The organism is Geofilum rubicundum JCM 15548 (assembly GCF_000974365.1).
Lineage (GTDB): Bacteria > Bacteroidota > Bacteroidia > Bacteroidales > Marinilabiliaceae > Geofilum > Geofilum rubicundum.
This window is the reverse complement of sequence record NZ_BAZW01000036.1, coordinates 27,542-42,781: the sequence shown is the minus strand read 5'-3', so window position 1 is coordinate 42,781 and position 15,240 is coordinate 27,542. Positions and strand designations below refer to the sequence as shown.

Here is a 15,240-nt window from a genome sequence, read left to right as displayed (position 1 = left end):
ATCTTCCTCGCCCGTTTCTCCATCAACAAAAGCGAATGATAAATGAAGCGGTTCACCGGCACATCCACCCCGGCCTTTTCAGCCAGCCGCACCACCGTACCGTTTTGATACTCCAGTTCAGAGGGCTTTCCCTCCCATATATCGCGTGTGAGCGACGAAGTGGAATCATAGGGGAAAGTATCAATAAAACCCATGGTCTTAGTCACAAAATCCGCTTCAATATTCACCCCTAAGGCACGGCCCACATCGGCCACCTCATCAAAAAGCCGATGCATCATGCTACGGGTTTCTTCGCACTCACGCACTTCCCCATAAGTAGCACGGGTCACTGCCAGCAGGGCACTGACACAAATAGAAATATACTTCTTCCACAATTCCGATTCAATATCATCGGCCAACTTAGATTTTATGTTGGAGGAGGTAAAAAGTTCCTGAAGCGGAAGTAAGCGCTCCCTTTGTGAGTTATCCGGCAAGCCAAAAACAATGGTGGGCTCCACAGCCACATGACTGATAACCCCCGGCGCCTCAATATAGCTAATAATGCGGCACAAGCCGCTCAGCACATTTTCGGCAGGGACAAAAGCCTTCAATTCGTCACTGGCCAGAACACCATTCTGCAAGGGAAGAACCAAGGTGTCCTTGTCCACAATTGACTTCAACAATGGCCCACCTCCCGCAATTGCCAGGCCTTAACAGCCAAAACAACCAGATCGGCCCGCCCACTTTTTTCAATATCACTCGTGGCCTTCACCTTGTCCAGATGAAAGTCGCCATTGATGCTTTTCACTTGTAAACCTTGACTATTCATAGCTTCCAGGTGCTTTCCCCTGGCAATAAAAGTCACATCATTTCCAGCTTGCGCCATCCGCGCCCCAAAATATCCGCCTACACCACCTGTTCCAATAATTGTAATTCGCATAATTTATTTTTTACCCGCTAATTTACGGTTTTTGTCCCTAATTAATGCCATGTATAATGCCTTACCGAAAAAACGGTTGATTTTTATTTTTTTTATAATGTCAATTTTATATATTTGACCCGTCAAACTATTATTTTCAATAAGAACGGGTTTATTGGTTGGAGAAGTCCAACTTAAAACCTGTTGTCAAACCAGTATTGTAACCCAAACCCAACGTTATGAAAACCGCCTTAGTATTGTACGGACTAAAGAAAAAATGTCGAAACGCGATATCTTTCCTCCCTTTTTCCCTTGAGACAAACAATCATTATACACCTTACCAAGAGAGCATTAATAATTATTTATAACACACAAATCATCTCTCGACTTGTTTCCTATACCAAAAAAGAGTCCTCTTTGATATAGAAATTCAAATTTGAAATTCATTATTTTGCAAGCAGACAACCTTAACCCAAAAAACCATGTCTTTGTTAACATTTTATTTATTATGGCCAATAGTTGGATTAATACTCCTGATTTCAGGGGTCTTCATTGCCAAAAAAATTAAAATTTCCAACAGGAAAAAGCTGTTGTTGTATATATTGGTGGCCCTACTTCTGATGACAGCCCCGGCTCTGTCGGGCTTCCTTCATGTCAACTTCATGCCTCACGCCTACCTTCTGATTGCTCTGTACGCCGGAATATTGGGCTATATTAATATCACCGTCATCCATAATCTTTTTAACGATAAACAACACTACGGCAAAGATATTTTTCTTTTCCTGCTGATCCTCCTGCCCGCTTACTGCCTGTTTGTCCTGATATTTAACCTCACCAACGAACTTCAATACGGAGTATGGGCAGGAAGCAGTTTGTTGGCTTTTATCTTTCCTTCCCTTTATTCCAAAACACATGCTTTATTTGTAACCATCCCGGCCGAGGTGTTCAAAATCTGGTACTACAAAAGCAAAGAAGATGACCTGGACGGATTAGACATCGATTATCATTCGCTGATTGTATTAGAGGTTGAATTAATGAAAAGGAAAGGCGACACTTACCCCGCCAGAATAAAAGCCAAAGCACCCGACCAAATGCCTTTTGGTATTTGGTTCAAGCGTTTGATCACCGACTATAATATTAAATCGCCCCTCTCGCCCATCAAACATTATTCTGATAATGACGACTTAGGATGGATCTTCTACTTCAAACCTTCCATTTTGAGGCCCAGAAAGTACATCGACTGCGATAGAACATTTCAATCCAACAAAATAAAAGAACGAAATACCATTATAGCGAAACGTGTAAAAAAACAAAACTCCACTCAAGCCCAATAAGTTATGAAAGAAGCCGCAAAAACGAAACTGGTGAATTGGCAAGACTGCATGAATGTATCAGCTCATCACTTTATGCAAACAGAAGATTATTTTCTCAATGCCATCAGGGAAACCGTGCACCAACATTTGAACAAACACAATTTTGGCCTTTTACCTGCACCAGCCAATTTACAGCAAACAGATGGCATACGTATCAGTGAACATCCAACAGGACATATTGAAATAAGGCTTTTGCATTGCAATGCCATCACCCAATCGGGTATTCGCATCAACTACCATCCCGGCGCAGAGAACTTTCTGGTTGAAACCCATGATCCCCAGAAAGACAAAGTCAAAGGCAGAGACAAGGAAATTAAACTCTGGGACATCATCCTGGCAGTAGATCCCTTTAAAAGAGTGCCAACCGGAGTGCCGAATGTCAATGAAACACCTCCCAGGCATCCGGATGCTGAAAAGGCTTTCTCTTTAGTGGTGGTACCCTCAGGCGAATTAGACACCATCGAGTTTGGGCAACACCATTTAATCATTGGACGGGTGCGGAAAAAATCAGACCAATACGAGGTCGACGGCAATTTTATCCCGCCCTGCACATCCATGAACAGTCATTTCGAACTAATTGACTATCACAACAAATTTGGCCATCAATTAATTGACATTGAAAGAAATTCAAAATCCATCATTGCCAAAATATACAGCCGATCCAATGAAACTAAACTGGCTGAAAACATTAAGTACATCTGCAACGATGTCCTGCGCTATTTAGCAGGCATCTATTTCAATTACCGTAATCTGGCCTTATACCAGGCTCCCATCCAAACGGTCAATTATGTTTCTTCCCTGGCCCATACCATTTTCATCAGCATTAACACCCTAAGCGGTCCCGAAAAGGAAGAGTTGCTTAATTATTTCTATGAATGGAGCGATGTCACACCCGGGTCATTTGAGGATCTATTGGCCAAATCGATGGAAATATTGTACGAACATGGGAATATCCGTGCCACCATGCTGGAAATCGATATCCTGCTGAGTTCCTCTCGGGTTTATGGAAAAAACTGAATCAACTCGAATACATCGGGCAACACAAGGAGAGCATTGTGGTTTCTGAGAGATCTCAATTTGAAGCACCCATCTCCAAAAAGGGCAGCGATTATAGCATTTTCGATTAGCACAACCGATATGAAACTAAAAAACGACACAAATCACAGGCAGCATATAAATACTTGTGAGACCGATTACAAGGCAGAAGTAATTGCCGGTCTGATGGTTGAACTAGGCCATTCGGCAGATAAACTATTGATTGTCCGCAAAGGCGCCGGAAAAAGAGGTGTATCCAAAGACATCGCTGAAGTGCACCATGGCAGGTATAAAAACACAAACACCTCCTTTGTACTGCACACCAACCGCAAAAGCCTTTATGACCATTTGCCGGAAGGCTTATTTCATCAATCATCCCATGCCCATGGAGAAAGATCAAAGGAATCGGTATTGGCGGATATGAACCGGCACAGGGCGGACGAATTTTTTATCAGGGACTTTTTCAGATTGTTTGAAACAGAAACGGACATCGTCCGGATTCTGACCCAGACCAGAGAGTTTCAATATGATAAGAAGAACAGCCACCACCTATACATCAACATCTATGATAGTTTCTGGCCCATCCTGAAACAGATGGAACTATCAAAGGCGGTACTGTTTATGAAAATGATTCCTTTGGTATCAAAAATCAGACTGAGCAAAATTGAGGTGGCTCAAGCGCTATCTCTGATATTGGATGTTCCCGTTCAAATCAGTTCAGACACACCAACAAAAATGGCAACCTTCCCCCTCTCACTACCAAACCTGGGAGAGGCCCGGTTAGGCCGCAACCTGATAGCGAAGGGAGATCATAGGAAGGCAACCAGAACGCTGAAGGTAAGGGTCGGACCAATAGCAACCAAAAACATGGAGGGCTTCATGGTTGGTCATCACAGTCATAATGTACTGGAATTGATTCTGGACAATTTGCTTCCTGCGAATAAGGAACGGCTCATCCAACTGGTTTCATCACCTGAGGCCAGTCACTTTTCTTTAATGGCTGACAAAGCCGAAAGAAAAGTCTTTCTGGGTATCAACACCTGGCTTCATACAACCCCTAAAACCCGAATCCATGCAAGCTAAAAACAAAAAAGAGGTAACTGCAGCCTGGCTGAAGTTTTCCCTAACACTCATTGTAACGGTCATATTGGCCATCACCATGTTCTATTGCTTTGTCCAGACCTCCGCCATAGAGCTCAGTGAAATCGAGAAAAAAAACCTGGAGTATGACCAAATTTACAGTCTCCAACTTGAAACAACGGCAAAAGTTGACACACTGGTCCATTTGATACAATTGCTCAACACCAACGAACGCATCAACGATGTGCTCTTACAGAATATGATCAGTAATAAAAAAATGAACTTGATCCATCACCTGGAGAAAATGCCCGAAAGAGACACCCGCGTATATAAAATGCTGGCCATGCAATTCAACACCTTTTTAAACGCCAAAGACTCGATACGGCTTTTAACCGTGGAGGAGCAGTTAGTAAGAGAAGATTTGATACAATGCATCAACAATAATAAAGTGGCAGCCCGCCAACTATCGATTGGTTCCGCCACATCCGGACTTGAACACCCGTAAAACAAATAGCTATGGAACAAATAAAACACATCAATAAGCGCGAACGCGTCATTGGCTTTATATATGTGTCACTCCTTTTCATGGTGGCGTGTGGCCTAAGTCTGTTCTTCCTTTTCAGACACCATCAGGAATTGTTGACCATTCCCGAAAAAGCCCTGATCATAAAAAAGATGGAACGCATACATCAGTTTCAGGACATCCAAACCCGTCAGGCTGCCATTTGTGACTCAGTATTCACAAAGATAGTCCGCTACAATCCAGCATTAATGCCAGTTACGAAGAAAACGATATCAAGTTTTTAATCAACGACATCAAAATCAGGTATGCCGACAATATTTGGGACAACAGGTATAAGGCCTTTTTGCATGTGTCTGATCTTTATGAATTGTTGTTGACAGACAAGAAAAAAACATGGACCATTGGTCAGAACATCAACAATTTCAGACAAAACCTCGAAGCCTGCGAAATTGGCCTCGAACAAAAAAATGAAGAACTCAATAAAATACGACACTAAACAAACCCTAACAACCCATGAACCCAAACAACCCCATCAACCCTATCACCCCTATCAGCCCTATCGACCTCTTAACCTATCGACCTATCGACCTATTAACCTAACAACCTAACAACATGTCAAAATACATCCACATCCTCATCCTATCCCTACTGACTTACTTGTTGGTATATGTCCTGTTTATTCGATCTTGCTCCCATGAGAGAGCCATAAAGGCCAGCCTTTCCGACACAGAGCTCCTGGTTAACGAACCCTTTATTTTCAAAGATAGCACCCGCGGAGCCAGCCACTGGAAGTGGGAATTTGGAAATGACGATCAATACCAAGTTCAACAAGGAGAATACGCCTTTAATCAACCCGGAAAATACCGAATTAAGCTCACCGTTGACCAAAAACATGAAAAATACTTTGTGGTCAACGTAACTAAAAAAAATGAAAGTGCGGACGACCGGAAAATAACAGTACTTGCGCCAACAATGGCCATACAAGACGAATACATTGTATTCAAATCGGAGGGTGCGGCCAATCTTTACCGATGGGAGTTTGGCGAAACGGGTCTCATCGACTCCAGAGAAAAAGACCCCATTTATGCTTATACTGAACCCGGGAGTTATGAGGTTTTGCTGACAACAGATAAAAACCATTACCCCATCCGGCATCAGATTGAAATAGTCTCCCGTTATAACGACAATGATTCGAGCGATGTTTTAACACTGATAGGCATCGATATTAAAAACAGACTTCAGGCATTGGCAGACGGAAAGCCCTTCAACAACAATTACAACTATGTATTATCCCGCTATCTGTGCAATGATCCTAACACGATGATCATTGTCAACAACAACAAATTCAATGATTTCTACTCCTACTGTCAGGGACTCAGAATAACTGGCCAAGCCAATAAAACAGCCATCGAAAATGTAGTGGTGGATACCAATGCAGATGAAAACACCTCCTGCCTGTCTGTTATATATGTCATGCAAAACGACCGTTTCAAAGGAAATAAAAACGAGGCTCCCCATGAAATACAATAAAACCTTCCTAATCTATATATTGGTGGCCATTGTCACCTTTTGCGCGTGTGGTCCGGTAAACAGACTGACCACTCTGGAGAAAACGCCGCGCGCCTATTCCATGAACTATTGTGCCACAGACATTAAAGCACCCAAATCCATATTGAACAATGCAGCATGGGTGGTCTATTCTGACCGGGAAAATAATGTGAGTTATCGCAAACCGGGCAGTAGGCACAAACAAAGCGAAATTGGATTTCTGGAGCCTTTTCTGGTCATCGGACAAAAAGGCGACTTCCTGCAGATCATCAAATACGATCCGGAAATCACTAAAGACGACCAATTAACAGACCACAAGGCTGCGGAGTATTATGGCTGGATTCACAAATCCAGATTAATTTTAAGTCCCAAAGGTTCAACCAACATGGCGAACAATCTTGCCAACAAACAGCTGATCACCTTAACCGATACCACCACACTTCAACATCCTGCGAACTTTTTTTCAGGTGATTCGGTGAAGCTGTATAAGGATCCCCATTTGCGATTGGAGGGTCGCCTGGTGGCCTTGCATGAAGTGGTTTATCTGCTGAAATATTCGGACGACCAAAAGCGGGTCTTAATCGCCCGCAGGTCAGAACTAACGCCAGAGGACGCAGAAACAGACGTTTTGGGTTGGGTGAGCAAAAAATTAATTCAGAGCATTGGTCAACAATTGTTCTGGGACATGACAGCCGTTCTAAAAAACGAAAAGCGTGACGATTTAAACTATGTAAAACCCCCTGCCCTCCAATTCAACCCGGTTTATGACCGAAACTCTGTGGAAGGGAAAAAAGTGATTGAATCTGGCCTGCTCGCCCCCTTGGTCGATAAAAGCGATAATTATGTTTTCAACGTCAACGGAAAGGCCATAACTTACAACCAAAGTCAAACCATTGAGGCCAATCTGAAACGTCTGAACATTGTGTTTGTTATAGAAGCAGGAGAAGTCACATATGACCAATTCCCAACCCTGGTAAATGCCGTTCAAAATATGCAGACCACTTTTGAAGAAAACGAGCGTCGCTTCAACTATCAATTTGGTTCCGTGATATCCATGACAAAAAACGATACGGTTCCGGTGGTCCATTCAGCGCCTCTTCATCATGAATTTCCAAGGGTTTTGGAAACACTCATCGACAGGTCGGCCAACATGGAAGCCTACACACCCTTGTCCAGCGAGCATGCATGGAAGGGACTAAAAGAAGCCACGAACCTTCTAAGGAACGAAACTGAGGCCACGAACATCATTCTCCTACTTGGGGAAACGGGCAATCATCTGGAATGGCCCGATGCGGAAATAAAACAGCGGCTGTCGGCCACCAACTGTCGGCTCCTGGGACTCCAGATGTATTCAGGAAGCCCTAATTTCTACAACAACTTTGTATTGCAAATTTCTCAGATCATCGAGGGCTACGCGAATAACCTGTCAGAAAAGAAAAAATCCATCATTCTTTTCCCCAACCAATTACGGGAGGAAAATGCTTTTAAGGAAGACGGAAAAAATGCATACATGTTGAATTTTCCGGATAGAAGCATGACACAGGGCGGCATCGTATTCCCTGAAAAGGAAGAGCGGCTGGCACTGGAAGTCATCACATCCTCCATTGATACCTTCCTGCTTCAGATTAAAGCAGATAACCTTGGTCTGATCAACAACCTGCACGCAGCTTTCAACACATTTGGCAGCCACCGCGATAAATACGATTCGCTTCTGGTAAAGACGTTTCAATTCTATCCTGAAAACAACAACCTGCATGTCTTCAAAGAGCATTTTGAAACCTTGCCAGGTTGGTTCAAGACCGAACAAGTTGAAACAAGTCTGACCGATCTGCCATACCACTTACTGGTATCTGGCGTGGAATTTGACAATCTCATCTCCTTCATGGAGAAGTTAACCGCCTTTAAAGTGGAGAAGAAAGAAAAGCGCCCCCTATTCTTTAGGACTAAAAAAACCAAAAGCACTGAACCCGAGAGTTGTGATTGCGCCATTCTAACCGATAGCAGAGGATACGATGAAGAAACCGGGACTGATATAAAATGGAAATACCGCTCCACAAAAAAGATTCGAAAAGAGATACAAGAAATACTACTGACAGAGTTGCGGCAAAACAGCTACGAACAAAAAAAGAAGCGGGTGCTCAAAAAATACACCCTTAAGCAAGCACTCAATACCATCACCCATTCACCCAACGTGTTTGACACCTCCAATCCGGTAACCATCAAGAGCTTGTCGAAAAAAAAGAAAATATCCGACGCGCGTCTGGAGCTGCTTCTGGAATATTTCAATGTCAAGAAAAACGATATCGAAAACAGCATCTCCGATAAAAACAAATTCATTTCATTGGAGCAGGAATACTTCTGGATAAACAGCATACATCTGCCCTAAACCACCTGTCTTCCCGGTCGATTCATGCCTTTGCCGGACGCAACCAAAAACAATGGGCGGTCTATAACAGACCGCCCATTGTTTTTGTCCTTCCTTTAATCTAGTTCGCGACCACCGCCTCTTCCACTTTGACATCCCAATGCAGTTCACCTGTAGCATCTACATCCACGTAAAGACAACCCCCACGCTTCAGTTGACCGCCAATCAAAAAACGTGAAATGGGCCGCCTGATGTAGTTACGAATAACCCCCGCCACTTGTCGGGCACCATACTTGGGCGTAAACCCCTTATTGGCCAGCATTTTTCGGGCATCCTCTGACATTTTCAATTCTATCCCCTGACGCTGAAGCAATTCCGAAACACCCTTCAGCTGAATATCAAATATTTTCATCAAAACCGCTTCCGTTATCGGATAAAAAGGAACAATTTCGGACAAGCGGGCCAGAAACTCGGGACGGAAGTATTCCCCCATCACATCCATCATTTGGATGGTGGTCGGATTTTTTCCCTCCTCTTTTTGTTTGAGTAACCATTGACTGCCAACATTGGATGTAAAAAGTATAATCGCATTCGAAAAATCTCCTTCTTTTCCCAGACGGTCGTGCAATTTCCCTTCGTCCATAACCTGCAAAAAAATATCATAGACAGAACTGTGCGCTTTTTCAATTTCGTCGAAGAGCACAACGGCATAAGGCTGTTGACGGATTTTATTAACCAGCATACCCCCTTCCTCATAGCCTACATATCCGGGGGGGGCCCCGTATAACAAGGCGGCTGAGTGTTCTTCCTTAAACTCAGACATATCAAAACGAATCATCGCTTTCTCATCGTTGAACAGTGCTTCGGCCAAAGCCTTGGCCAACTCCGTTTTTCCGGTACCGGTTGGTCCTAAAAGAAAAAATGAACCAATGGGCTGACCGGGCTTGTTCATCCCGCTGCGCGATTCAAGGATGGCATCAACCAGAGACTTTAAAGCCGTATCCTGTCCCACAACCCGGCGCCTGAGTAATTCTTCCATATTCAACAAGCGCTCCTTCTCTCCCGATTGAATTTTCCCTATGGGAATACCTGTTTTATTCGAAATAATGGCCGCCATTTCATGCGTCGTCACCTTAGAAATTTTCTCCCCTGTAAAAAGACGCAGGGTGTCCAGAGCCTGGTTCAGATACTTGAACCAGGCCTCGCTGCTATCTATCTCTTTCGTATCCGTTTCGCTGATAATAACCCCCAACAGAACCGGACTCAACTTGCTTTGCAACGAAAGGTGCAATAGGCGAAGTTCATTGACCAGCTCCTCCTCTGCCTTATCGAAACTACCCTCCAATTCGGCCAACCTGCCTGTCAATTCAGCCACATCACCAACAGCGGTTTCATTGATCATTTTCACGGCCGACATGGTGCGGTCCAATAAATCAATGGCTGCATCCGGTAGCTTTCGGTCCTTCACATAGCGCTTGGCCAACCGAATGCCTTCTATCACCGACGCATGGTCTACTTTTAACCCATGAAAATCAGAATACCTGCCAATGACCGAAGCGACCATACCAGCAGCCACATCCACCGTCGGTTCCTGAAGGGCCAGCACCTCAAAGCGCCTGTTGAAAGCCTGGTCGGGCTCAATTATCTTCCGGTACTCGTCCACCGAAGTCGCACCAATTACCGTTAAATCGCCACGTGAAAGTTCCGGTTTAAGTATGCCTCCTGCACCACTGTTGCCTTGTTTTACATCCAATAAGGTATGTATGTCATCAATAAAAAGGATGGCCCTGTTTACGCGGCGTATCTCCTTAATAATGCCTTTCAGTCGGTCTTCAATTTCCCCTTTATAAGTGGCACCCGCCACCAATGAGCCTGTATCCAGCTCAAAAATAACAGCTCCTTCGAGATAGGAAGGTACATTTTGATGAACAATATCAAAGGCCAGACCATCCACCAGAGCGGTTTTTCCAACGCCGGAATCACCCGTTATGAGAACATTGGGGCGACTGTGGCGACCAAGTATTTCAATCATCATTCGGCTTTCACTGTCACGTCCCACGATGGCCCCAATGTGGCCCTCGCTGGCCAAAGCCGTTTTATCCATGCAGTATTTGAGCAAGGAAGTCATGGGCCCCACTGCCCATCATGCCATCCTCCATTCCTTGAGAAGCTACCGATTGCCTGGTTTCCCTGGCCGAAAAGTACAACTCATGTATTTCATTCTCCCGTATGGGAAAACTTTTGAGGTGACTGGCTTCAAAACCAATCCCTGGTTTTGAAAGAGCCGCCAGCACACAAATGGGGTTGACCTCTAACAAGCCTAGTTTTAACCGGACGTTATCAGACTCTTCAAACACAACAGCAATTTCGGGCGAAGCAACAATCTCGGCCGACACCCCCGCCTTGGGCACCTCATCCATTCTTACCTCAGCCCATTCCTCCAGATACTCCAGATCCTTATCCAAATTTCGAATAAATCCGTGCATCCCAATCTCTTTGTGCAACAAAGCTTTCAGTAAATGAGCCGGCGTGTAACAGCCATTTCCATACTCACGCGAAATCCCCTGAGCAATGCGGATGGCTGTTTTAACAGATTCATTAAGATTAAGAAAATCCATTATGTAGTTTTTAATAGAAAGTCATTAAGATGCCAATAGCTGATGACCGGTTTCAGGCATCAGCTATTGGCATTTGAATAGTATACATCATTAACCCTGCTCGTAGTCGCTGTTCCAGGTAGCACCATCATCCCCTTTTATGCCATCCAGTTTGATCACAAAACTTTTGGCCGGAAAATAAGGGGTTAAATGGATGTCCAAAAAGATGCGGTCCTTTTGATTCGGATCCTGCTCAAAGCGAAGAATTTTAAACTTCTCAATTAAGCGATCCGGTCCCTGCACCCCATCCAAAAACTTAACAATTTGCAAACGAAGATCGCGTTCGGTTTTGGTACTCCAATTCTCAAAAGACCGGCGGTTTAAAAAATCGAACAACACTTTGGTGATGTAGTCAAAAACGCGCACCACAGAATAAGTCTGCAGGCCCAAATTATCCCCGTTAAACAATGTTTTGGCTGAAAAGGCCATTACTTTACCGTACTCATTGACCATGGGGATGAGGCCCATCTTCTCCAGCTGAGATATTTCACTCTTCTTTAGCTGGAAAACCACGCCATCCACTTCGTTGATACCGCCATACTTTTTACCTGCCGTTACCTGCGACATCAATGTTTTATGCACCTTTCCGGCCAGGGCTGCAGAAGGTGAAACACGCAAATCATCCTCTTCTCCAAGCTCTTTATAAGCACCTCTGCCAATGAGCCAGTTGCAGGCCATGGTGGTGTTACTTTTAAAGGTATCCCCTCCTGCCAGGTTGGACAAAAAGAACATTTCCACCACATCATCCGGTTTGTCCAGATCCGCGAAATCAGTGAACAACATGACCTTGTTGTCATGGGCAATTTTCGACCATTTTTCCACTACCTTATTAGAGCCCATATACCCTGGGATGGCCAAAATGGAGTAATTCATTCGCAAATCCAGTTTGTCAAAATTCTGCTTCAATTCAGCAGCCACAAAATCAATAAATCGGGAATTGTCCAAATCTGTTATTTGCTCGGGAGCTGCATTTACAATGGTTAAATTGGAAAGTTTATCAAGTTCGGTGTTTTTGTAGAACAACATCACCGCACGATACGATTTTTCAAGATCGCGAACTGAATTAATGGCCTTCAACTGGTTCTCCTGCAGCTTCCCTGTGACCGAGGCTCCTTTGGTTTTTGAGGTTTCCAGCATTTCAGTAACAGAATTGGAATTGCTGAGCAATTCAATCCACAAATCAATATTATTTTTTAGATGATCTCTTTCCGATGCTTTTTGCTCATCGGTTAAAAAGATTTTCTTCCGGGCTTTTCGCTCCGGATTAAGATTTTGTATGCCATCCACCGAAGATTCCAGGAAATTAAATCCCCCAAAACGGGAAAGTTCATGTATCGATTCGGTTAAAATATCCTGATTGGGCTTGGGTGCATCTGCGACCATCACCTCAGGTGTTTGATTGTTTTCTGCTTGTTGAATTTTTTCGCTTGCCATAGTCAAAATTATTTAAGTCATATTCTATTTTATTTAATATTTATCCTGTCCGAAAAGAAACACTACTTCCCCCATGCAAACAAATGCATAATTATGCATTTATATGTTTGAAGACCTATCGAAAGTTCTGACTAACATATTAAAATATTATTATATATAAACGCACAAGAAATAAAATGAAGTTTATTGGCCTAATTCCTTTCGAAGCTCTGTCAAGGCTTGAATGAAAGCATTTTTAGAAACAGGATCTTCCAGTGCTTTTTGCAAAACTTTATTGGTCCGTAATTGCTTGACCAATGATTCGTAGAAATCCTTTTGCTGGTTGAGCGATCTCAGAAACTGGCTTTGGCCGGTCATGTTTTTCACACCAAAATCACCTACATTTCCAAACTTAAAGTTCTCCTTAACCGTTTGACCGCTTTCATCTTCAAACTCCACATTAACATTTGGCTTGAAATGAGCAAAAACATCTTCAATGGTATTCAATTTATCAACGGACTCGGGGTTGACGGGATCGTCTGCCGTTAATTTTTCAACAAGTAGTGTTCGGTTTTCAGGAATATCAGCAATTCCTTCGGCAGCATCAATTTTTACTTCATTGCCACCAATTTCGTAATCCAGGATTCCCATAATAAAGGTTTTATATTTCAATCAAAAGTCAGATTGAAAAGGGTTAATTAAAATAGGAGCTGCCCCAACAGATTATTCTGTACAAAGAGAATCCAAATCACCTTATTTAATCCTTACAATTACAAAAAGCATAGAGCCATCAATAAGTGACATGCCAATCAACCACACCTTGTTTTGGAAGGCATTAATTTCATCGCACCGGGTTAAAGATCAAGGTTTTTTGAGCTCTGCGAAATAAATCAGCATCTAAAGAAACCAACAAATAACGCATTAAAATGATGGAGACAGCCTCCCTGCTAAAAAATCAACAGCGAAAAACTGTCATTCTTGTCAGCGCCACCAAAAAGTATCCGCATACAATGGATAACGCGCAAGTGCCAAATATTACTTCGGCCAATTTTGCTCAAACTGAGCACCACCCATCTTCAGTACCTGGGCAGACACAGTAAATGAGGTGGTCATGGGACGTGACCCGACAATATCAATGGATTCATCAAATTCAACGATGTAACCATTTTCCCAAATCAATTCCTTCATCTTGGCTTCTTCATCGCCCTTCTTGAAAACGATGCTGCCCGAAATGGGCTTGAATTGATTAACCATCTGCTCAAGTATGGATGTATCCTCGGTTGACTCAACCTTAACACGGATTTTTCCACCATAAACATTGGAGGCTGGACGTCCCTTGGTATCCACATCTCTTTCTAATTTGTAGTCGCAATCCAGCACGTCATACTCTTTGCCGGCTAGCTGCAATGATGCTCTAAAAGCCATAAATTCTAAATTTTAAATTAAACATACAATTGAAATTATTACGTAGGCCTGGTAATACAAAACAAATACCAACAGACACCCTGCATTCAACCACATTTATTATCATAATCATTATTTATTAACAATAACAGAAAGTATTGCCATAAAAAAACGGATGTCTATTTTCAAATTCAGGTCAAAATTAGTGATAATATTCATAGGAATGAAAATTTTTATTTAACTTTGTACAGAATAGTTCAAAAAAATGAAGACAAATATTTATAAACTCAAATAAAATTATGTAAAACAGTAAACATTTTTTAAAAGCATAAGAAGGAGGAATTTCCCCACCAGACTGGTGAATCGGCGGGATTAATATCCCCTATACTTTCCTTCAAATTCTTTAAAAAATCAAGCCAAACGGCATCAAAACTTTTGCCCCAAATAAATACAACCTTAAATACCCTAAGTAAATGCATACCACCTATTACAAAACCCCCTTGAAGCTAAAGTCCTTTTTCGAGGACAACAATACCCAGTTAGCGCATTGCTCATTGTTGGAATCCATAGACCAAAACATTGAGTTGATTCTTACAACTTGTCCGGGAGAACACGGCTTCAATACCGACTTTGGCTGCAAAATATGGGAAATGGATTTTGAACGTGTGCTTTCAAAAAGCAAATGGGAAGAAGACTTTTCGGTACATATTGAACAGGCGGTAAAGGAGAACGAAAAGCGTTTAACCAATTTAAAGATAAAAATAATGATGCGCGATGTGCAATGGGAAGACGGTATTTCTCAAACAACTACCATCCGCAAAAAGGTCGATGTAATTATCCTGGGAAATATTGGAGAGACCGGTCAGAACTGCGGATTCAAATATTCCCTGTTTATGGGCCCCCTGGCCTCCGATTAAAAATATTCACTTAATAAATTTTAACCC

14 protein-coding genes and 1 pseudogene are annotated in these 15,240 nt (G+C 42.8%); 8 read left to right on the top strand and 7 right to left on the bottom strand.

The annotated features are described in order from the left end of the window. On the bottom strand, positions 1 to 647 hold a 647-nt coding region (locus JCM15548_RS14215), incomplete at its 3' end, for a ketopantoate reductase family protein (protein ID WP_262487077.1). A gap of 8 nt (positions 648 to 655) precedes the next feature. Further along, complete coding sequence (locus JCM15548_RS25700; protein WP_262487076.1) at positions 656 to 919, bottom strand: ketopantoate reductase family protein; 264 nt, start codon at positions 917 to 919, stop codon at positions 656 to 658. 461 nt (positions 920 to 1,380) lie between these two features. On the opposite strand from JCM15548_RS25700, the gene JCM15548_RS14210 reads away from it, so the two are divergent. From JCM15548_RS14210 to tssR, 7 genes and pseudogenes are all read left to right on the top strand, one after another. Next, a complete protein-coding gene (locus JCM15548_RS14210) occupies positions 1,381 to 2,232 on the top strand; it encodes a TssN family type VI secretion system protein (protein WP_062126726.1) in 852 nt (283 codons plus the stop codon). Positions 2,233 to 2,262: 30 nt separating this feature from the next. Then, positions 2,263 to 3,288: a hypothetical protein gene (locus JCM15548_RS14205; protein ID WP_227625849.1), complete on the top strand. Its 1,026-nt coding sequence runs from the start codon at positions 2,263 to 2,265 to the stop codon at positions 3,286 to 3,288. 120 nt (positions 3,289 to 3,408) lie between these two features. After that, on the top strand, positions 3,409 to 4,389 hold the full coding sequence (locus tag JCM15548_RS14200; protein WP_062126722.1) for a type VI secretion system baseplate subunit TssG: 981 nt from the start codon (positions 3,409 to 3,411) through the stop codon (positions 4,387 to 4,389). Further along, the gene (gene tssO, locus JCM15548_RS14195; RefSeq protein ID WP_062126720.1) at positions 4,379 to 4,891 is read left to right on the top strand and encodes a type VI secretion system TssO; all 513 of its coding nucleotides are present in this window, start codon (positions 4,379 to 4,381) and stop codon (positions 4,889 to 4,891) included. The genes JCM15548_RS14200 and tssO overlap by 11 nt, the downstream gene beginning before the upstream one ends. A gap of 11 nt (positions 4,892 to 4,902) precedes the next feature. Beyond that, a pseudogene (locus JCM15548_RS26385) lies at positions 4,903 to 5,405 on the top strand (type VI secretion system transmembrane protein TssO). 116 nt (positions 5,406 to 5,521) lie between these two features. Beyond that, on the top strand, positions 5,522 to 6,439 hold the full coding sequence (locus JCM15548_RS14185) for a PKD domain-containing protein (RefSeq protein ID WP_062126713.1): 918 nt from the start codon (positions 5,522 to 5,524) through the stop codon (positions 6,437 to 6,439). Continuing rightward, on the top strand, positions 6,426 to 8,843 hold the full coding sequence (tssR, locus tag JCM15548_RS14180; RefSeq protein ID WP_062126711.1) for a type VI secretion system protein TssR domain-containing protein: 2,418 nt from the start codon (positions 6,426 to 6,428) through the stop codon (positions 8,841 to 8,843). Before JCM15548_RS14185 ends, tssR begins: the two co-directional genes overlap by 14 nt. Before the next feature lie 100 nt (positions 8,844 to 8,943). Here the strand turns inward: tssR and JCM15548_RS14175 are convergent, their stop codons facing one another. The 5 genes from JCM15548_RS14175 to tssD all read right to left on the bottom strand — a co-directional run bounded on the left by JCM15548_RS14175 (position 8,944) and on the right by tssD (position 14,317). Then, a complete protein-coding gene (locus JCM15548_RS14175) occupies positions 8,944 to 10,926 on the bottom strand; it encodes an AAA family ATPase (RefSeq protein ID WP_227625848.1) in 1,983 nt (660 codons plus the stop codon). Then, positions 10,919 to 11,440: a Clp protease N-terminal domain-containing protein gene (locus JCM15548_RS24230; protein ID WP_227625847.1), complete on the bottom strand. Its 522-nt coding sequence runs from the start codon at positions 11,438 to 11,440 to the stop codon at positions 10,919 to 10,921. The genes JCM15548_RS14175 and JCM15548_RS24230 overlap by 8 nt, the downstream gene beginning before the upstream one ends. A 90-nt stretch (positions 11,441 to 11,530) precedes the next feature. After that, positions 11,531 to 12,913 (bottom strand): DUF5458 family protein, encoded by a 1,383-nt coding sequence (locus JCM15548_RS14170; protein WP_227625846.1) that lies wholly within the window; start codon positions 12,911 to 12,913, stop codon positions 11,531 to 11,533. Positions 12,914 to 13,096: 183 nt separating this feature from the next. After that, positions 13,097 to 13,543: a hypothetical protein gene (locus tag JCM15548_RS14165; RefSeq protein WP_062126708.1), complete on the bottom strand. Its 447-nt coding sequence runs from the start codon at positions 13,541 to 13,543 to the stop codon at positions 13,097 to 13,099. 384 nt (positions 13,544 to 13,927) lie between these two features. After that, positions 13,928 to 14,317 carry a type VI secretion system tube protein TssD gene (gene tssD, locus JCM15548_RS14160; protein WP_062126705.1) on the bottom strand — a complete coding sequence of 130 codons (390 nt, stop codon included), beginning with the start codon at positions 14,315 to 14,317 and terminating at the stop codon, positions 13,928 to 13,930. 452 nt (positions 14,318 to 14,769) lie between these two features. Between tssD and JCM15548_RS14155 the strand changes: the two genes are divergently transcribed. Further along, positions 14,770 to 15,213 (top strand): GPW/gp25 family protein, encoded by a 444-nt coding sequence (locus tag JCM15548_RS14155; RefSeq protein ID WP_062126702.1) that lies wholly within the window; start codon positions 14,770 to 14,772, stop codon positions 15,211 to 15,213. The last annotated feature ends 27 nt before the right edge of the window (positions 15,214 to 15,240 follow it).